Source organism: Acinetobacter sp. YH16040_T (assembly GCF_024605785.1).
Taxonomy (GTDB): Bacteria; Pseudomonadota; Gammaproteobacteria; order Pseudomonadales; family Moraxellaceae; genus Acinetobacter; species Acinetobacter amyesii.
In genome coordinates this window covers 2049299-2068801 of sequence record NZ_CP094541.1, presented here as the reverse complement: position 1 = coordinate 2068801, position 19503 = coordinate 2049299, and the positions used below count along the sequence as shown (strand labels likewise).

Sequence of the window (19503 nt, the reverse complement as noted above, 5' to 3'; positions counted from 1 at the left end):
TTTACCTTCTCTCTCTAACTCTCTCCCAGAGGGAGAGAGAAAGTCCTCTGCCTTTGGGAGAGGATTTAGGTGAGGGGTTAGATAGCCGCCAATATACTCACCAATATTGGTGCGAGTACAGAAAGGATAAAGCCACTGACCATGGCATGTGGAATAAAATCATTACCACAGGCTTGTTTGACCATAGGTAGGGTGACATCCATAGCTGTTGCACCCGCAGATGAAATTGCAGAGCGTGGGTAACGCCAGCCAATAATATACATAAACACAATCGCAAAAATTTCTCTGAATAAATCATTCATCAGCGCGATACTGCCGAGATGTGCATTTTTTAATTCTGTCACGACGATGCCTGTCATCGAATAGAAACCGTAGCCTTGTGACAGCATGATCAAATCTTTCAAACTGATTTGTGGCAATAGGTATGCAGCAGCAAAAGCGCCCAAAAGTGAACCGACGATACAACCGAGTGGAACAAGTAGAATTTTCCAATTTAACCAAGAGCGATCCAGTGGTGAGTAGGCGAGATCAAGCCCAATCAGAAACATGAAGACTAAAAGTAGATCCCAAGTACTAATATGTGGCTGAAGACTAAAATGTGCTGCCATTTCGGCAAAAGCATAACCTAAACCTAATGCAATAAAAGCATAGCTAATATTGATGAGCGAGCTTGTCACTAACTGCATGGACACTTTGCCATGACTGGGTTTATAGCCTAAAAGCTTAAATAAAATATAGCAGCAAATAAAAGCACCCACTGAGGTCAATAGTGCAATAAGTACTGATGAAGAAAGGATTTGCAGAGGTGCTGAAATAGTGTGTAATGTTTCAGAAAATTCGATCGCAATCGCAAATAACAAAATATAAGTAAAATACGGCAGCAGTTTAAAGGCGATTTTTTCAAGCCAAGTGGGTAGGCGACGTGCAAGAATAAAACCAAGCCCTAAACAGGTCAAGAGCTGGAAAATCAGCCAGAAAGATTGCATACAAAAATAGGCAGATAATGAATACCTGCCTATTATGACCTGTTATTGCTTAAGCTGCATGACTAGATTTTGTTTTACTGAGGAGTCGAAAATCGGCTGGATTTATTTTTCGAGTAGCGAGCCAATATTTCCATGTATAAGTTGGCCACAGTGCAAAATTTTTACCGCCATTTTGCTGATACCAACTCACGCAGCCTGATTGCCATACCGTACCATCAAGCATGTCTTGTACATGCGTGTTAAATTGATCTTGCACCTGATCTTTGACAGCGATGGCTTGAACATTAGATTTTGAAACCAATTGCATCATTTGTAAGATGTAATCGACTTGTGCCTCAATCATAAATACCACTGAATTATGGGCAAGTACGGTATTGGGGCCTAATAATTGGAACAGATTTGGAAAGCCTTTGGTGCAAATGCCATAAAAGCTTTCTGCGCCAGCTTGCCAAACTTGTTTGAGTTCTTGAGCATTTTCACCAATACATTCAAAGGACTTGAGATAAATACGTGGGTCAGTAATAAAGCCAGTCCCATAGATTAAGCAGTCAATTTCACGGGATTTTCCATCTTTGGTAATAATGGCATTTTCAGTGATTTCTTGTATTGCATCACTGACCAATTCCACATTCGGTCGATTAAACGTTGGAAAGTATTTATTAGAAATTAAAATGCGTTTACAGCCCATGATGTAGTTTGGGGTTAGTTTCTTGGCAAGTTCAGCATCTTTCGCTTGATACTTAATATATAGTTCTGCCAGTTTTTGCGCATATTTCATGGTGGTTGGTTTAACAATTGGCACGACACGTGATTCGTTGGTCCAATACAGGCGAGCACGGTGAATTTTTCGAAACCAATCATATTTTTTAAATAGTGATTTTTCTAAACCATGATAACTACGCTCATCTCGTGGAATGACCCAAGCCGCTGTACGCTGAAAAACATACAGTTGCTTTGTTTGTGGTGCGATTTCAGGAATGTATTGGATGGCACTGCCGCCTGTACCAATAGATGCGACTTTTTTACCTTCTAATGGATATTGATGATCCCATTGCGAAGAATGGAACACTTTACCCTTAAATTTTTCAATGCCTGGAATATGTGGAATTTGTGGGACATGTAACGGGCCAGATGCAAAAATCACATATTGAGCGGTAATTTTAACGCCATCTTTGAGTTCTAAATGCCAGTCACAGGTTGATTCATTGTATTGGCTTGAAAGCACTTCACTGTTAAAGCGACAGAATTGTTTTAAATTATATTCACGGGTAACGTGTTGGATATAGTCAAATATTTCCGGCGCTTCAGCATAACGTTTTGACCAATCTGTTTTGGGTGCAAAAGAAAGCGAATACATATGTGATTGCACATCACACGCAGCGCCAGGGTAGCGGTTTTCACGCCAGGTTCCACCAAAATCATTGGCTTTTTCGAGGATCAGAAAATCTTGATTGCCTTGTTGTAAAAGTCGTATCGCCATAGCGATACCACCAAAACCACCGCCAATGATGGCGATTTGTGTATGTATTTCAGAATTGGCGTTTGGGGTTTGCACTGTTTTTGTTTGCGCTTCCTGCATCATTTTTTTAATTCCAAGCGAGATTACAAGCTAAGCATACTTGAGTTCATGATCAGAACAATATGATTGAGATGACAGAAAAATTGATCGAAACGGCAATGTTCATAATTGCAAATTTGTAGTAAAAAAGAAGAAATTTAATGTCATTTTACGATTTATGAAACGATCCATTCTAAGCCTGATGTATCTTGTACAAGGAATGCGTAAAGCAGGCGTAGATGTCGATCAACGTTTGCAAACTATCGGGCTGCGTGTCGATGCACTCGATCCTACTTCGGTGATTCATCCGAGTTTGGAGTGGGATGTACTGAAAGTCATTGGTAAAGATGTAGAACCTGAGCAAGGGTTATTTATTGGTCAGCATTATACGTTGGCGGGTTATGGTCCGTTGCTGATGTTATTGGTCACCAGTGATACTTTACGCCAAGCTTTAAATCAGGGGATTCGATTTCAACAGTTGACGCATCTAACTGGGCGTTTGAGTTTGCAAATCAGTCAGCATAAAGTGGCCTTATGTTATCAACCCCAAGATGTGTATGCACCACTGGGTGCATTATTGGCACAGTCGGAAATTTCTGGAACGTATAAATTCATCCGTGATCTGTACAAAATGATGGGTCTATCTACACCGCAAGTTCAAATTGATTTGCCGTTTGCTGAACCCAAAGATCCTGAAAAATTAAAAATGTTTACTGATTATTATGGCTCTCAAGTTCGATTTGGTGCGCCATTTGCGGCATTTTGGTTCGATGAAGATGTTTTAGATATTCGGATCCCTTCCGCAGATATTATTACTTTTCGATTATATGAGTCGAAATGTATTGCGGAGTTAGAACGTTTAAGCGCCGATGAAGATGCGCCATCATTGGTTCAACGTGTGCAAGATTATTTGGAATTACAAAGTGGTGCGATGCCAAGTATGGCAGCAACTGCTCAAGCGTTGAACTTGCCTGAAAGAACTTTGCGTCATCAACTGCAACAGTTAAATACCAGTTATAAGCAAATTCGTGAAGATATTATTAAAGATAAAGCACTCCGTATGATTGAATATAATGAATATTCAATTGAAATGATTGCAGAATTGCTGGGCTATTCAGAACCTGCGGCGTTTAATCATGCGTTTAAACGTTGGTTTGGGCATAGTCCGAGACAATATAATAAATAGCCAATGCGCTTTACTGCCAAAGTGTTATATCTTCGAGTTTATTCTTCGTTATAATTCATTTAGCCCAAAAAAGTATTTAATGATATGTCAGATTTTCAGTCACCACACAACACCGCATTTACTCCGATTTCACCGGCTGAGCGTTATGCTCAAGCCTTAGCATCTGGTCAGTTTTTACCAGATCAGGAACAGGCGCAAGCGGTGCATGAGTTGGATCGAGTTTGGCAAGAATTAATCCAACGTTTTAAGGCTTCTAAAAAAGCGTTTCGTCGTTTCCGTCGTCAAACTGCACCGAAAGGGGTGTATATGTGGGGCGGTGTAGGACGTGGTAAAACGTGGCTGATGGATCAGTTTTATGATTCTGTGCCATTTCGACGCAAAACTCGTATGCATTTCCATCACTTTATGCAGTACGTACACCGTGAATTAAATAAGCTTTCAGGTCAGCGTAATCCACTAGACCTTGTTGCCGACCAAATTTATAAAGAAGCAGTCGTGATCTGCTTTGATGAATTCTTTGTATCCAATGTCACGGATGCAATGATTTTGAGTGATCTATTCCAAAAATTATTTACGCGTGGGATCACCCTTGTTGCAACATCTAACATCGCACCAGATGGTTTATATAAAAACGGGATCCACCGTGACCGTTTTATCCCAACCATCGAAATGGTAAAAAAGAACTGTGTGATTTTAAATGTAGACTCAGGCGTAGACTATCGTTTACGTGTATTGAAACAAGCGCAGTTGTTTAAGTCGCCTTTAACACATGAACATAAGTTGTGGATGGCACAGCGTTTTACAGCATTAACGCAAACCCAAACGGTTTCACAAGAGCCAATTATTATTAATCAGCGTATTGTAGAAACCATTGGTCATACGGAAGATGTACTGTGGTGTGAATATTCTGAGCTTTGCCTAAAACCACGTAGTCCAGCGGACTTTATTGAAATTGCCAATATTTATAATACGGTCTTGGTAAGTAATGTGCCGCACATGACCGATTATTTGTCTGAAGGGACACGTCGTTTTATCTACTTGGTTGATGAATTTTATGACCGTGGGGTGAAGTTGTTGCTTACTTCAGAAGATACGATTATTGAATTATATCAAGGTGAAAAATTGGCATTTGAAATTGAGCGTACACGTTCGCGCTTATTGGAAATGCAATCTGATGATTATCTACATACATCTCACCGTCAAATCAATGCACCAGAATCTACGGCAGAAAATTAAGCGTTTCTGTTGGAATGAAAAAAGAACGTCTTGATGGCGTTCTTTTTTTTGATTTTTAGTTTTAGAAAACATGTATAAATTAAGAAAAGCTGTGGAACGAACAATAGAAGTTAAAGCAAAGTCTCATGATAAAAGCATCATTAAATAAGAAGTATGGCTGTTTAATAATTCATCGATAAAAGCGTTAAATTTAAACTGATTGGTTGAAGTTGTAGCATCGACATTGGCAGCATTTCATGGCTTAATCGAGTGAGTTTGTTTGAGGCTTGGGTCTATTTGTTCAGTTTTAGAACAAAATTCTGCACTTAAGTCTAATTTCGACATTTCAAAAACTTTATACACTGTAAAAAGGTATTCAGGCTGATGATGACGTCGTATTTCTGATCTTTATTATGTTGAATGATGAGGGTATTTCATTACATAGAAAATGATCATTATTTAGGAATGTGATAGTACTATTCAGCAAAGTATAAATGGGTATACTAGAATCTCTTGTTATAAAAAATAGCAATATCAGGAAAGACAATGACTGCACGTATTCAAAAAGGCAAGTTAGCGATTGCTAAAGAACTTTACGATTTCATCGAAAATGAAGCACTACCGGGTTCAGGTTTAGACAGTGAAACTTACTGGAAAAACTTTGAACAAGTCGTTGTCGATCTTAGCCCAAAGAACAAAGCACTATTGGCTAAGCGTGACGACATTCAAGCGAAAATTGATGAATGGCACCGCAACAACAAATTTGAACTCGAAGCTTACAAAGCTTTCCTTACTGAAATTGGCTACTTATTACCAGAAGTAGAAGATTTCCAAATCAGCACAGAAAATGTAGACGAAGAAATCGCATTATTGGCTGGTGCGCAATTAGTAGTGCCTGTACGTAATGCACGTTACTGCTTAAACGCTGCGAACGCACGTTGGGGTTCACTCTACGATGCTCTTTACGGTTTTGACGTGATCTCTGAAGAAGACGGCGCGGAAAAAGGTAAGGGCTATAACCCAGCTCGTGGCGCAAAAGTTATCGAATTTGCTAAAAACTTCTTAAATGAGACTTTCCCGCTAGCTAATGGTTCCCATGCAGATGCAACTAAATATGCGGTAGAAGGCAAAAAGTTAGTTGTAAGCCTAAAAGATGGCTCAACTGCAACTTTAGCGAAAGAAGCTCAGTTTGTTGGTTTTAATGGTGACGAAGCTGCACCAACTGAAATCGTACTTTTAAACAATGGTTTACATGTAATCATTGAAGTTGATGCGACGAGCCCAATTGGTTCAACAGATGCTGCTGGCGTGAAAGACTTAGTTCTTGAAGCTGCGGTAACGACAATTCAAGACTTGGAAGACTCAATTGCAGCAGTTGATGCTGAAGAGAAAGTTGAAGGCTACCGTAACTGGTTAGGCTTAATGAAAGGTACGCTTTCTGAATCTATCGAGAAAAATGGTAAAACCGTTACTCGTACATTAAATAAAGATCGTACGCACAAAAACTTGATCGGTGGTGAAACTACACTTCACGGTCGTTCATTGATGTTACTTCGTAACGTGGGTCATTTGATGACAAACCCTGCGATCCTTGTAGATGGTGCTGAAATCTACGAAGGTATTATGGATGCATTGATCACACCGTTATTGACGTTTGCAGACATTAAAGGCGAAAACGAAAACAAGAACTCTCGTAAAGGTTCTATGTACATCGTTAAGCCAAAAATGCACGGTCCAGAAGAAGTTGCATTTGCAGTTGAATTATTTGAGCGTGCTGAACAAGCGCTTGGTTTGCCTGCGAAGACTTTGAAAATCGGTATCATGGACGAAGAACGTCGTACCTCTGTGAACTTGAAAAACTGTATCGCGCAAGCGAAAGATCGCACGATTTTTATTAATACAGGTTTCATGGACCGTACGGGTGACGAAATTCATACGTTCATGGAAGCAGGTCCATTCGTTCGTAAAGGCGAAGTGAAGTCTCAAATCTGGTTCCCAGCGTATGAAAACCGTAACGTGATGATCGGTCTACAAGCAGGCTTACGTGGTAAAGCGCAAATCGGTAAAGGCATGTGGCCAAAACCAGATATGTTGCTTGATATGTACAAAACTAAGATTGAGCATCCAGAAGCTGGCGCAAGCTGTGCATGGGTTCCGTCTCCATCTGGCGCTGTAATTCACGCGATTCACTATCATCAGTGCAATGTTTCTGAACGTCAAAAAGAGTTGTTGAATACTCAACCGCTATCTTTAGATGACTTGTTAACACCGCCTTTAGCGACAGATACAAACTGGTCTGAAGAAGAGAAAACCAAAGAACTCGAAAATAACCTTCAAGGTATCTTGGGTTATGTGGTTCGTTGGGTTGATTTGGGTGTAGGTTGTTCAAAAGTTCTAGACATCAACAATGTTGGTTTGATGGAAGACCGTGCAACTTTACGTATTTCTTCTCAACACGTTGCGAACTGGTTACGTCACGGTATCGTAACTGCTGAGCAGGTTGAAGAAGTATTTAAGCGCATGGCGAAAGTTGTAGATGAGCAAAATGCCAACGATCCACTTTACACGCCAATGGCACCAAGCTTTGATGGTTATGCATACAAAGCTGCTTATGACTTAGTATTCAAAGGTGGCGAGCAGCCTTCTGGTTATACAGAGCCGCTTCTTCATGCTTACCGTTTAAAATTAAAAGGTTATACAGGTGACTAATCTGTAAATCAAAAAAAGCCTCTTCGGAGGCTTTTTTTATTGCTTGAGAAAGTTAGAATGTCGACATAAAAAATCAAAAGGAAACGCCATGTATTTATGGAATGTAAATCGGTTGGTGGATGATATAAGACTGAATAAAGTCTCTGAAACCCATTATAAAAACTACTATATTGCCAGCTCAATATTGATTTTCTTTAGCTACTTAGCACTGACGTTAACCCCAGAATCCAAACCTACAGAAGCTTGGGCTTCGTTTGTTTTACAAGTTGGTCTGCTGATTAGCTGGGTGAATGCCATATTTAAAGCCAATGGCGGCGAGCAAGGCCGAGATTTTTTAAAGCGCTTTATCGCATTGTATCTACCCGTGACCATTCAGAGTTTAGTTCTCTTTATTGCCATCGGCATTGTCATCGAAGCGCTACTACCCATGTTGACCGTAAACATGGATGAGGCTGCACTTGAGCAACTCACCACAGTTAAAGATCTGAGTTTTGAAGTCGTCATTAGCTGTTATATTTATTGGCGCATCTATAAAGCGATGCGGCAGATTCATCAGCCTGTTTAAAGTATAAGGTTGTAAAAGAAATTAATTATAAAGTTTTATCCTGTTTTTCTCATAGCTTTTCAATGCTGAAGCCTTTACATTGGGATGAATGATAAAAATAGGATGGAAGCGATGTCAGCATATACAGCATTAGATTTGCAATATATTGGTGGACAGTGGAGAGCAGGGACTTCAACGCGCCACATCAAGAATATCAATCCCTTTAGCCAAGCAGAGATTTTTGAATTGCAGGCAGCCAGCAGTGTCGATGTAGACAGTGCTTATAGTGCGGCAGAAGCTGCCTTTAAATCAGAAATGACTAAGTCCATTGAAGTACGTCAGCAAGTTATCAGCAAATTAGCTCAAACCATTCAGCAGCGCAGAGAAGAAATTATTCAATGGCTGATAGATGAATCTGGTAGTACACGTTTAAAAGCCAATATTGAAGTTGATGCAGCGCTTGGCATTATCCAAGAATCGCTGAGTTTTTCTGAAAAAATGCAAACTACTCAATTGGAAAGTAAAGACCCGAGCCGAAAGAGTTTTGTACTGCGTAAACCCTTGGGTGTCATTGCGGTGATTAGCCCGTGGAATTTTCCATTTCATTTGTCGATGCGTTCTGTGGTGACTGCGATTGCCTGCGGCAATAGTGTAGTGCTGAAGCCTGCAAGTGACACGCCTGTGACAGGTGGAACGTTGCTCGGAAAATTATTTGAAGAAGCGGGTTTGCCGCATGGCGTATTAAATGTCGTTGCAGGCAGTGGCAGTGAAATTGGCGACTATTTTGTAGAGCATCCTGTACCTAAAATGATTTCATTTACAGGTTCAACTGAAGTAGGTCAACAGGTGGGGGTGAAAGCTTTGGCAAGTTCACGAATTAAGCGTTTAGCGCTGGAACTTGGCGGCAATGCGCCTTTGGTCATTTTAGATGATGCAGATTTAAATTTAGCCGTTGAACTGACCGTGATGGGGCGTTTTTTGCATCAAGGACAAATCTGCATGAGTACCAATCGAGTGATTGTGGATGAATCCTTGCACGATGCTTATGTTGAAAAATTAATTAAACGGGTAAAAAGCATTGTGGTCGGTAATCCGAATGATACTGAAACCCTGATAGGGCCTATCATCAACAAGGCACAAGTCGATAAATTAAAAACCATTATTCAAAATGCCATTCAGCAAGATGCGATTTTAGCCTATGCAGGCGGCATTGAGGGTCAATTGATTGCACCGCATATTTTCACCCATGTCGATGCGCACGCTGATATTGCATTAGAAGAAAGCTTTGGGCCAATCTTGCCAATATTAAAAGCGCGAGATGAAGCGCATGCACTTGAATTGGCGAATTCAACCCGATTTGGTTTATCGAGTACGGTATGTACGTCAAACTTAGCGCGCGGCGGAGAGTTTGCTGCCAAACTCGATATAGGCATGACGCATATCAATGGCATCAGTGTGGCGGATCATTCTAATGCACCCTTTGGTGGTGAACGTAATTCAGGCCTTGGCCGTTTTAATGGTGAGTGGATATTTGAGGAATTTACCCGCACCCATTGGCAGACTTTCCCCGCTTAAAATACACAAAATGAAGTCTATTTTATCTTGTGCAATAGACTTCACAACAGGTTCTGTTGCGCAGGAGCAGGACCTCTCTAGTTTATTTCCATGAAATATCAGGAAGTATATAGTCCCAAAAACGACTCCAACGTGTTTTGTAATACAGAAAAGCGCCAATATCCTGACTTGAACAATTATTCTGATAGTACATTTGCTGATTCATCAACAGCATAGGCTTACGTTGCAAGGTCGTTATATACAGCTTTACCTGCACTTTATAATTGTAGATTGAATAATTAGAAGAAATAGTCTCGGTTTTCATTTTTTGGATATTGTGAATATACACATCAAACTTCAAGCCATTTTTGTAATCCGTTGCCTCATGAATTGTTCGATCTTCGATTGGAATAAGCGGATTGTTATCACTAAACGCTAAATATGCATTATGTTTTTGTTTTCCTTGTTGATAATTAAACTGAAGAGCTGAATTTGCAGTAGTGAAATAGGGGAGCGCATCCAGAGGATTGATCTTAAAAGTGCCTGTACAATCTGTCCTGACACGGCCTTCATCTGCGTTCACTGTAAACCAGCCAAATTGATCTTCTAATTCTGTCGTGTGGGCTTCATCTGCGTCAGGAAGAATCACGCCAAATTGATCTCATTGTCTTTGCTGATTTTGCATCAAGCGATAACTATTTTGAGCATGTTTTGCAAAACGGATTTCAGGAAACATTTCTGGAGATGTAATTTTAAAGTCAGAGACATTGATCATTTCACCATCAGGCAAGATGACGAATGAAAATTGTTGTTCTTGAGTATTGGGATGATTTTTGACCGTAACCCAATGATGTGTACTGATCATTTGCTGATTGCGAAAATGCTTATATTGAATACGGTACTTGCCAGCAGGGATGTCACTTTCATTGATCAGGCCTTGTTTAAATGGATATTCATTGAGATAGAGCGCGTCGAGACTAAAAGGTAGAAATGAAACGGTATGTACAGAAACTTTTGCTGCTTTGCAGTTGGATATAGACTTAAACTGAGAATTAAAACGATAAAGCGACTTCGGTCTAGATTTTTCATTTATTATAAAGATTGAATTTTTGCGGATTATGGCAAATATGTGTGCCAATTTCAAACCGATTAGCTTAGCGCAATTAAAGTCTCAAAACTTGCCTGAAATCAGTTTTGAATATCCTGAGGAAGTCTATCCTAATTATGATTTGCCGCTGCTCTTTAAGTCTGAACAAGGGCTAGAGTGGCGAAAAGTGGGTTTTGGCATGGTGCCTAAATGGGCTGAAGACAAATCTATTGCACTAAAAACCTATAATGCTCGTAATGAAACTTTGTACCAAAAGCCTACGTTTATTAATGCAATCTCAAAATGTAAATTTGGTGTAATTCCCGTGTCTGAGTTTTATGAGTCAATGTATATCGACAATAAGCCACAGCGTTGGAGCGTTAAACGCAAAGATGGAGAAGCGTTTTACATCGCTGCCTTATATGACAGTTGTAGACAAGGTGATGAGATTGTACGTTCAAGTACCATGATTACGATGGACGCTATTCAGCATGAGATGATGAAACACTTTCATGAGCCGGGCAATGTAAAACGCTCAGTGATTGTGATTCCGCATGCGCGATTAGAGGAATGGTTAAGTTGGAAATCACCGAACATCCAAAGTTTTGTACAAGGTTTTCCTGTTGATGAGTTTGAATGTGCACACGCACCCAAAATAAAAATCGAAAAAATCAGTCCCCAACTGAACTTTTTCGATTGATATTTCGGTGATGCAGAATGCTTAGCGCGCTAAGTTTTTGAAAATATGCTTTAAGCTTTCCATGGTTTTTTCAATTTGTAGCGGTGTTAAGCCTTCAAAAGATTGCTCTAGAACGACATTCGTTAGATCGTTAATCTTCTGCGTCATAGCAGTGCCTTTATCGGTTAACACGACGCGGGTAATACGCGCATCATCTTCACAAGAATAGGTATCTACTAAGCCTTCATCTTTTAAACGATAAACGATCTTGGTTGTCGTCGACATTTTAGACACGACCATTTCAGATAAATCCGAAACACTCGCATGAGGTTTAGACTTGAGTGCGAGCAGGATGCGACGACGTGAATTATCAACGCCATACTTTTTTAAGGCATGGTCGACGTTTAAAACATATTGTGAATGCACCTGAGTAACCCAGTAGAAAGGAAAATTTTCTAAACTAAAGTCATCGGTGGATGGTAAAAATTTTGAATACTTTTTTGTCATGAAGGAGTCCCCTGAATATTTGTTTTAATTTTATTTAATGTTTTAACATTCTATTGAAAAATAGAGGGTAATAGCAAGAGTTCACAATAAAAAAATAGAAAGTATAAGATATCTCATTTTTAGATTATCTTAATAGATTATATTGATATTCTGTCCAAATGATTAAAAGAGAATAAAAGCAAAGTTGGGTATACAGATAGTGTAGTGAAAATAAATAAGTTTTTAATTTAAATTGAATATTAATATATTTTACCAAAAGGTTGAAATAAATAATTCATTAGATTTGTCATACAATCTCATACAACGTATTTAATTACATTTAATTAAAAGTCAGGTGAATTCAAGCTTTTTTTAAAGTGGAAGCGGATATCTCAAAAAGTAGGTTTTAACATCTAGAAGTGTATTTTATATCGGCCATTCAAACTGTAACGCATTCAGCGTTTTTTAACATTTTGTCATATTGTTGATGCGAAAAAATATGCTTGAATACATTACAAATGCGCAAGATTGTGCATAATGGAATGGTCTATAGTTACACAGGTTAAATTTATGGATCCGTCGCCGTGCGTTGGTCTGATTAAAGATATTCTTACAATCCAGAATGAGGAAGAGAGCTAATGGAATTTTTGTTAGATCCTGGAATCTGGGTTGGTTTACTTACATTAATTATTTTAGAAATTGTACTAGGGATTGATAACCTAGTCTTCATTGCCATTTTGGCAGAAAAACTCCCTCCAGAACAACGTGACAAAGCCCGTATACTTGGTCTTTCACTCGCATTGTTAATGCGATTAGGATTGTTATTTGCAATCTCTTGGTTGGTCACATTAACAAAGCCCCTGATTACCGTTTTTGATTGGACATTCTCTGGTCGAGATCTCATATTATTGTTCGGTGGATTGTTCTTAGTCTATAAGGCGGTCACAGAGCTGCATGAGAAATTAGAAGGTAAACCAGAAGTTCAAGTGACAACAAAAGTGGCTTATGCGAGCTTTACGGCAGTCGTGGCGCAAATTGTTGTCTTAGATGCAGTTTTCTCTCTTGATTCTGTTATTACAGCAATCGGTATGGTCGACAACATTTATGTCATGATGGCTGCAATGATTGTGGCAATGGCAGTGATGTTACTTGCATCTAAACCGTTAACGGCCTTTGTGAACCGACATCCAACCGTCGTGATTCTATGTTTAAGCTTCTTATTACTTATCGGTATTAGTTTGATTGCAGAAGGCTTTGGTTTCCACATTCCGAAAGGCTATATCTACTCAGGTATTGGAGTTGCGATTATCATCGAAGCCTTTAACCAGTTTAGTCAGCGTAATGCTCAAAAACACGAAGCGAAAATTCCATTACGCCACCGTACTGCGGACAGTATTTTAAAGCTGATGGGTGGGCGCTTAGAAGCCGATCAAGTCGGTAATCAAGCGCAAGAAACCTTTGCAGACGAAGAGCGTTACATGATTGGTGGTGTATTGACGCTTGCAGAGCGTTCAGTTGCATCGATCATGACTCCCCGTAATCAAATTTCTTGGGTGGATTTAAATGACACACCTGAGCAAATTCGTGAGCAAGTCCTTTCAGTGCCGCACAGTTTATTCCCTGTGTGTCGTGGTAGCTTGGATAAAGTGATTAGTATTGTCCGTGCGAAAGAGCTTATTGATGTTTTAGATAGTGAAGATGATCTAAAAGCATTGATTAAACGTCATCGTCCGATCTTTATTTTCCAAAAGATGAAGGTGATTGATGCGATTAATACCTTGCGTACCTCTAAAGGCTCTTTGGTACTGGTTACGGATGAGTTTGGTGCGGTACAAGGTCTGATTTCACCACTCGATGTGTTTGAAGCGATTGCTGGTGAATTCCCTGATGCGGATGAACAACTTGATTTGATTAAAATCGATGATGAACATTGGAAAGCTTCAGGCATGCTCGATCTGTATCAGTTAGAACTTGAATTGGAAATGCTGGATTTGATCGAAGAAGATGATGGTTACATCAGTGTTTCAGGCCTCATTTTGGATCAGACTCATGGCAATGTTGAAGTCGGAACTGTGGTTGAATTTAAAGGCATCCAATTTAAAGTTACGGCAATGGATGAAAACCGCATTAAAACGGTTGATATCTATTACCAAGCTTAATGCTTAAATCTTAAAATAACTCAAAGACAGCTTTTAGAAGCTGTCTTTTTTGTATGACTAGAAAGTATAAGAAATCCTATCCAAGGGGGCTGTAATTCACGATGTTAAAACGTATTATATTTACATGATGTAACAGTAAAAAAACGCTGCAACTTTTGAGCTTTTAGAGGGTTAAAGCGGTTCAAAAGTAAAAAATATTGATAGGGTTGATTTTAAAAAAGCATGAGGGTAAATAGCGATTCATTTTTAACTTTGGGTTTTAATCATCATTGATGATCTATGAATAATTTTATTTCATTTAAATATCGCTTCGGAAAACTTTATAACTAGGGACTTTGAAAAAACATCAAAGTTAATCCATTAAGAAAATGGGTGTTGGTATGGCGATCACTGAGAATATCATTGATTTTTGCAAACTCACGACTGAAGAAAAACATGAGTTGTTTCAACGGCTCTGGGAGTTTGATCAACGTATTTTCCCGACATCGAAAATTGAGCAACTTTATCAATACATGCATGACCCCGATATTGTAGCATTACCAATTATTCAGTATTTTGAGCAAGATAAACTGATCGGGCAAAACATTGTGCGTATATTAAAAATTATGCATAACAATCGGCCGATTTTTATTTTTAATTCACGGGCAGGGGTATTGGTAGATTACCGGCGGAAAAACCTGACCTTAAATTCGGCGATTAAAGTGGCGATGCAGCATCAGATTCGATTTCCAGCGATTCCGATGTGGTTTGTGGCTACATTGGCACAACCAAAGGTATATACATTATTTGCCTCGCGCTCTGTTAAGTTTTATCCAAGGCATGGTGTCCCGATGCCCACTGAGTATGCGGATGTTTTAAACAGTTATAAAATCCGTCAGCATGATGTGCAGCATCGGGCTGAGGATATTTTTGTTCATCGTTGTGATTTACCGAAGGTGACGCCTGAGCAATTGGTTCGGCTACGGAAAAAATCTGATGAACATGTTCAATTTTTTATGCAGCACGTGCCAGATTATTTTGATGGCATGGGTTTAATGTGTATTTGTAAATTAAATGTTTCAACTATTTTTGAAGCAAGTATGAATCTGGCAGTTGGGCGGGCAGTTTAATGATGGACATGGATGTGTTATGCGACAAATGACGATATATCGATTATTCGGTTTCGGCGCGGCGATCTTTTTAACGGCTTGTCAGCCAGCAGAGCAAAAAGTACAGGAGCAATCGCAGAAATGTGTTGCCCCCGAAAAACTGGTCAAACAAATTTATGATCAAGAGTTGAAATTGCATGCTTTGAGTAAAGATCAACTTACTGCCTATTTTGAGCCATCGTTAGCGGAACGTATGCAAGCAGAAATTAACTGTAAGCAGTCGCAACAAGCGTGTAATGTGGATTTTGATATTTTCACGGATAGCCAAGATCCGCAGCAAGATTCGAAAAAAGGTGTTCAGCCTAAACTGAGTTTTGATGAAAATAAAAACGTCGTTCGTGCTGAGTTTAAAATTGGCGATGAAGCCAAAGTATTAAATTATGAAATGAGTGATGGCGACTGTTCAAAAATCAAAAATATTGTCTATGCGGGGGACTATGACCTCGACATGATTTTGAGTAATCCAACAGAAACGATCGAAAATTCAGAAATGTTTGATGCCAATGCTGCAAGTGACAGTACGGCACAGTAAAATTTTTGTCGCATATTAGGGTCTGTTGACATTTGTTGATTAAAAAAATAGCGAGATAGTAAAATTAAATCGCCAAACCCAATTTTACACTCGCTATGCCTCGAACAATGCTAAATGATCAACACTGGTCCAAGTTACTTGCTATTTTCCGTCACTTTAATATTTATCTCAAATTAAATTTACGGAATTTTATTGAAGCGATTTTATTTCGAATTAGAACAGGCTGTCCTTGGCGAGATTTACCTCAAGAGTTTGGTAAATCAAATTCTATTTTTAAGAAATATAATCGATGGTCTAAAAATAGTAAGTTTATGAATATTTTTGAATTATTCAGCCAGCATGCTGATAAAGAGTGGATTTTTATCGATGGGAGCCATGTACGAGCGCATCAACATTCAGCTGGTATTAAGAATCAAAGTATTTCCAAAAGTATTGGTGGTAATAGTTCAAAAATACATTTAGCAATCGATTCAAATGGTAATCCTATTGAATTTATTATTTCAGATGGAACTCCACATGATATTAAGGTTGCACCTGATCTTGTATCAAAATTAGATTTAACAGAGTCAGAAATGCTATGTGCAGATAAAGGCTATGATTCAGAAAGTTTCAGAAAGAAAATTAGAGAAAGTAATACGAAAGCAAACATTCCTCGAAGATCAAATGCCAAATCTAGCAATGATGATATGGACTGGTATATATATAAAATCAGACATTTAGTTGAAAATGCATTTTGTAGATTAAAACAATTTAGAGGAATTGCCACAAGATACGATAAGCTAAAACGTAACTATCAAAGCGCTGTTGCTTTAGCTTGTATATTTATATGGTTGCCTCTTTAGCTCAATTTATCGGCTGTAAATGTCAACACACCCTAATTAGTACAAAACAGTATGAATCCCTGAACAGCTTGAGCCTTTTACTCAAGCTGTTTTTTTTCTCAAGCTATCATAGCTTCATAGTGCATAAATTTGCATGTTGGCAAGTTGATTGAAATCGTCTTCATTGAGATTATAAATTTCATCTAAAAATGCAACATTAAAACTGCCGACACTTGAGCTAATTTCATAGGCTTTTTGACCCGCAATCGCAAAGTGCAAATGTGCTGCGACCGTGCCAGCAGTTAGCGTTTCACTCACGGCGCAATAAGCCGCTGTTAACGCACCTAAAGCGCAGCCAGAAGCCGTCACTTTGGGTTGTAAGTAAGATCCACCATTAATCTGTATCACCGCATTCATTTCTTTCGATAAGATGAAATCTGATTCGCCTGAAATTGCCACACATTCACAGTGTTCTAACAAGGGCACAGCATTTAAATAAATTTCTGCACTATTGAGCGTGCTATCGACACCGCGGGATTCACCTTGGTTACCTGCAAGACCGCTAATTTCTGATGCGTTGCCGCGAATAATACTTGGCTTGTATTGGAGTAATTGGTCAACCATTTCAGATCGCCATGGCAAAACGGGGCCATAACCGACAGGGTCAAGCACCCAAGGTTTATTTAAATTTTGTGCTGTTTGTGCAGCAATTTGCATGGCCTGCATTTGTTCAGACGTTGGCGTACCTAAATTGATATTCAATGCACTGGCAATAGAGGCAAAGCTTTCGGCTTCAAAGGGATTATCAATCATTGCAGGAGAAGCACCCGCAGCTAAAAGGACATTGGCGACATAATTGCTCGCAACTGCATTGGTGAGGATATGCACCAAAGGTTGTTTGGATTGAAGTTCAATCCACGCATTAATGACGCTTTGTAAAAGCGGGCTATTTAAGTCAGTTAATTCACTGTTCATGGTCGTTTCAAAATTTTCAGATTGATTCATCGTTTTCTCCCTTAGCGGGTGAAGTAATGGTCTTGATGTTTACAATTACGGCAGAACAGGGTCACATAATCTGCGGCATCATAATCGACAGAGAGCTCTTGTGAACCACAGTACATGCAGCGCTTTGTGGAATAAAAATTTAATCGTGGTTCGATTTTTTTCCAAGCATGGCGTATCGGTTGCACAAAGATACTTTCATCGAGTCCTAAAAAGTTAAAGAGCAAAATTTCACTCATTTTACTAAACGGTAATTGTGGCGGACGAGGGAGGGTAAAGGTTTCCCATTTTTCCTGTAAGCCACGTTCACGGTATTGCTGTAAGGTCTTTTTTAACAGATTAGTATTAATGAAGTTTTCATTACGTACTTGCAGAGCTTTTTGTTTATGTAGATATTCGAGTGCTGACTGAATCATATAGTAAATCTGCCCAACCGCTAGATGGTCGAGTAGGCGATAACAGAACACTTGAAAGCTTTTATTCCCTGCAATTTGAATGCCCCATGTCTTACAGTAAAACTGCATGAATTGGACAATTTCTTGAAACAGTAGGAGATACAAGCACTCTTTCACTTCGTCAGCGCTTTTAAAAGGAACACCCAGAGCTAAATTTTCATAAAACCAATGGCGCAGTTGCTGTGCTACGCTAAAAAGGCTGGGCTCTGAATATCCATCCAAACGGACATTGATATAATACTGTTCAGCTTGTAGTGCATCATCTTTCACAATCAAAATTTGCTCATGCACGAGATGCTTTTTGAGTGATTGTTGGAAGAAATAATTCGGGCTGATGTTATGATACTTAATAGCGTCCCAGTCGATAAATTCTTGATGCGCCGTATGTTCTTGGACGTGATTATCCAATAAAGCCAGCAAAAAGAGTTTCTGTAAAAAACTCAGTTCACTTAATTCACGTTCAACGATATCTTTATTTTTGAGTTTACGCTGTTCTTGTAAACGGGTTTCTTTCAGTAGTTTTTTTCGCGCAGCCTGACAGTTTTCACAATGACAGTTGTATTGCTGTTCTGGAAATATTTGATGATGACAGTGGCTACACTGATAAAAATTAAATTCTTGCTCATCTAATTTTTCAGCATCTACCCAATACATAGATGCACGACACAACGGGCATTGCGTACTTTCATCCATTTGTTTGCGTAGAATATTGAACATGTTGCCAGCGTTTCTTGAAAGGTTAAATTGATTATACACATCTCTGTTTAAAGACGGGTTTGCAATTTCAGTTGCAGCAGCTCAGGCGAGAAGTCGACAAATAAAAAAAGCTGCATAGTGATGATGCAGCTTTTAGTCAGAATGGATTATTAATAGGCGGCTGGGCATGGGATCGATTCGTCCTCCTCTCCAAGTTGTTTGGCTTGTATTAAAGCTTGCACTTTTTTAGGCGCAACTTTTTTAGTGCCTAATGCACTATATGAGTTAAGTAATGAACTGACCTCAAAGGCTTTGAGTGGAATCCCTTCGCAGGTCATAAACATTGCAATCACCTGATGGTCGATATTTACAGCATCAAGTGCTTGCAGTGTCTTCATATTTTCAATACGGATGATGTGTTCTTTAATAAACATAATGCACCTCTTTTTGTTTTATTCTGAATATTTTGCTTTTGGCAATTAAGTAGATGCAAAACGCATGCTCAACTGTTTTGAGTAGAGATTTTAAAGCAGATAAACTGTATATTTACTTACTAAGGTATTGAAAATAAATTATTAATTTAAAAGTAACAAAATAATATTGATGAGTGTTTCTATCCCAGATGCATTCTCAAAATGCTTAAACTGTTGAAAAAGAAACATCTTGGTGCAAGGTTTAAACAGAAG

The 19503-nt window shown here is 39.0% G+C and carries 18 protein-coding genes; 10 read left to right on the top strand and 8 right to left on the bottom strand.

All coding sequences use genetic code 11. The features are described 5' to 3' along the window. Positions 1 to 77: 77 nt before the first annotated feature. Positions 78 to 986, bottom strand: coding sequence for a lysine exporter LysO family protein (locus tag MST16_RS10155; protein WP_180010310.1), 909 nt, complete (start codon positions 984 to 986; stop codon positions 78 to 80). Positions 987 to 1035: 49 nt separating this feature from the next. Further along, positions 1036 to 2565, bottom strand: a complete 1530-nt coding sequence (locus tag MST16_RS10150; protein ID WP_180092077.1) for an NAD(P)/FAD-dependent oxidoreductase — start codon at positions 2563 to 2565, stop codon at positions 1036 to 1038. A 157-nt stretch (positions 2566 to 2722) separates the two neighbouring features. Here MST16_RS10150 and MST16_RS10145 point away from each other — a divergent pair, with 157 nt between their 5' ends. The 5 genes from MST16_RS10145 to MST16_RS10125 all read left to right on the top strand — a co-directional run bounded on the left by MST16_RS10145 (position 2723) and on the right by MST16_RS10125 (position 9773). Beyond that, positions 2723 to 3730, top strand: coding sequence for an AraC family transcriptional regulator (locus MST16_RS10145; RefSeq protein WP_111885051.1), 1008 nt, complete (start codon positions 2723 to 2725; stop codon positions 3728 to 3730). An 84-nt stretch (positions 3731 to 3814) separates the two neighbouring features. Then, the gene (zapE, locus tag MST16_RS10140; RefSeq protein WP_111885050.1) at positions 3815 to 4966 is read left to right on the top strand and encodes a cell division protein ZapE; all 1152 of its coding nucleotides are present in this window, start codon (positions 3815 to 3817) and stop codon (positions 4964 to 4966) included. A gap of 525 nt (positions 4967 to 5491) precedes the next feature. Beyond that, positions 5492 to 7654 carry a malate synthase G gene (locus MST16_RS10135; protein WP_180010311.1) on the top strand — a complete coding sequence of 721 codons (2163 nt, stop codon included), beginning with the start codon at positions 5492 to 5494 and terminating at the stop codon, positions 7652 to 7654. 88 nt (positions 7655 to 7742) lie between these two features. After that, positions 7743 to 8219, top strand: a complete 477-nt coding sequence (locus MST16_RS10130) for a hypothetical protein (protein ID WP_180010312.1) — start codon at positions 7743 to 7745, stop codon at positions 8217 to 8219. 111 nt (positions 8220 to 8330) lie between these two features. After that, a complete protein-coding gene (locus MST16_RS10125) occupies positions 8331 to 9773 on the top strand; it encodes an aldehyde dehydrogenase family protein (protein WP_180010313.1) in 1443 nt (480 codons plus the stop codon). An 82-nt stretch (positions 9774 to 9855) separates the two neighbouring features. Here the strand turns inward: MST16_RS10125 and MST16_RS10120 are convergent, their stop codons facing one another. Continuing rightward, the gene (locus MST16_RS10120) at positions 9856 to 10401 is read right to left on the bottom strand and encodes a hypothetical protein (RefSeq protein WP_180010314.1); all 546 of its coding nucleotides are present in this window, start codon (positions 10399 to 10401) and stop codon (positions 9856 to 9858) included. Between the two features lie 12 nt (positions 10402 to 10413). Then, on the bottom strand, positions 10414 to 10890 hold the full coding sequence (locus tag MST16_RS10115) for a hypothetical protein (protein ID WP_180010315.1): 477 nt from the start codon (positions 10888 to 10890) through the stop codon (positions 10414 to 10416). On the opposite strand from MST16_RS10115, the gene MST16_RS10110 reads away from it, so the two are divergent. Then, positions 10880 to 11539: an SOS response-associated peptidase family protein gene (locus MST16_RS10110; protein ID WP_180010350.1), complete on the top strand. Its 660-nt coding sequence runs from the start codon at positions 10880 to 10882 to the stop codon at positions 11537 to 11539. The two genes, MST16_RS10115 and MST16_RS10110, sit on opposite strands and share 11 nt — an antisense overlap. Before the next feature lie 21 nt (positions 11540 to 11560). Here the strand turns inward: MST16_RS10110 and MST16_RS10105 are convergent, their stop codons facing one another. Next, positions 11561 to 12025, bottom strand: a complete 465-nt coding sequence (locus tag MST16_RS10105) for a MarR family winged helix-turn-helix transcriptional regulator (RefSeq protein ID WP_078193646.1) — start codon at positions 12023 to 12025, stop codon at positions 11561 to 11563. Between the two features lie 617 nt (positions 12026 to 12642). Here MST16_RS10105 and MST16_RS10100 point away from each other — a divergent pair. From MST16_RS10100 to MST16_RS10085, 4 genes are all read left to right on the top strand, one after another. Continuing rightward, positions 12643 to 14163 carry a transporter associated domain-containing protein gene (locus tag MST16_RS10100; protein WP_180010316.1) on the top strand — a complete coding sequence of 507 codons (1521 nt, stop codon included), beginning with the start codon at positions 12643 to 12645 and terminating at the stop codon, positions 14161 to 14163. Positions 14164 to 14543: 380 nt separating this feature from the next. Next, positions 14544 to 15272, top strand: coding sequence for a hypothetical protein (locus MST16_RS10095; RefSeq protein WP_180010317.1), 729 nt, complete (start codon positions 14544 to 14546; stop codon positions 15270 to 15272). Positions 15273 to 15291: 19 nt separating this feature from the next. Next, complete coding sequence (locus tag MST16_RS10090) at positions 15292 to 15843, top strand: hypothetical protein (protein WP_180010318.1); 552 nt, start codon at positions 15292 to 15294, stop codon at positions 15841 to 15843. A gap of 95 nt (positions 15844 to 15938) precedes the next feature. Continuing rightward, complete coding sequence (locus MST16_RS10085) at positions 15939 to 16685, top strand: IS5 family transposase (RefSeq protein ID WP_180010319.1); 747 nt, start codon at positions 15939 to 15941, stop codon at positions 16683 to 16685. Positions 16686 to 16799: 114 nt separating this feature from the next. On the opposite strand, the gene thiM is transcribed toward MST16_RS10085, so the two are convergent. The 3 genes from thiM to MST16_RS10070 form a co-directional block, all read right to left on the bottom strand. Next, positions 16800 to 17669 (bottom strand): hydroxyethylthiazole kinase, encoded by an 870-nt coding sequence (thiM, locus tag MST16_RS10080; protein WP_180010320.1) that lies wholly within the window; start codon positions 17667 to 17669, stop codon positions 16800 to 16802. Positions 17670 to 17680: 11 nt separating this feature from the next. Continuing rightward, positions 17681 to 18838, bottom strand: coding sequence for a hypothetical protein (locus tag MST16_RS10075; protein WP_111885041.1), 1158 nt, complete (start codon positions 18836 to 18838; stop codon positions 17681 to 17683). A 149-nt stretch (positions 18839 to 18987) separates the two neighbouring features. Beyond that, complete coding sequence (locus MST16_RS10070) at positions 18988 to 19251, bottom strand: hypothetical protein (protein WP_180010321.1); 264 nt, start codon at positions 19249 to 19251, stop codon at positions 18988 to 18990. Between the last annotated feature and the right edge of the window lie 252 nt (positions 19252 to 19503).